The sequence below is a fragment of the Psychromonas sp. SP041 genome, assembly GCF_000470315.2.
Taxonomy (GTDB): Bacteria; Pseudomonadota; Gammaproteobacteria; order Enterobacterales; family Psychromonadaceae; genus Psychromonas.
Genome location: NZ_CBRF02000103.1, coordinates 1 through 777, shown reverse-complemented (window position 1 = coordinate 777; position 777 = coordinate 1). Strand labels below are relative to the sequence as shown.

Below are 777 nucleotides of genomic sequence, written 5' to 3'. Positions count from 1 at the left end.
TCTTTTACTGCCCAATTCGATATTTTTTTAAAGTCGATAGATTTGGGCCAATATTGTCTTAATAAACCATTTGTATTTTCATTCAAACCGCGTTGCCATGAACAGTATGGATCTGCAAAATAAACTGAACACTTTAAATTTTTGGTTAACTCTTTGTGATAAGCGAACTCTTTACCGTTATCAGCGGTAATGGTTAACACTGCCTCTTCAAATGGTTTTAATAATGCAATAGTGGCCGCAGTGACAGTCTTTGCTGATTTATCATCAATACGTGTCGATACTGTAAAACGCGTTTTACGCTCAACAATAGTCACCAATGCGCCGCTGTGTCCTTTACCAATGACTAAATCTATTTCCCAATCACCAACTCGGCTACGTGTGTCAACTATACTTGGTCGTTCATCGATGCTAACGCGGTTCTTGATAAAACCTCGACCAGCTTGCTTATCTTTATTACGCACTTGGTAAGCTTTGCCTTTTCGGCGTAGATGTTGGAATAATTGACCACCATTCCGCTTATCGGAGTAAATATGTTGGTAAATAGTTTCATAGCTAATACTGATGCCACGCTCTTTCTTAAGCCATCCTGAAATTTGTTCAGGGCTCCATTTATCATCTAGTTTTATATTTATTAATGCAATCAGAGGAGGTGTCATTTTTATTGCTTTACGGGCATCAATACGGCGTTTAATTGTTGCTTGTTGAGCTTGATTAATACGGTAACCTCGCTTGCCTGTATTGCGAGCAAACTCTCTACTAAGGGTCGATTGACTCACA

At 38.9% G+C, this 777-nt stretch carries 1 protein-coding gene; it reads right to left on the bottom strand.

Annotated features, from left to right (window positions below; translation table 11 throughout):
• Positions 1 to 777 (bottom strand): IS30 family transposase (locus SP041_RS20745; RefSeq protein WP_170968591.1); only part of this gene is annotated, 777 nt, incomplete at both ends.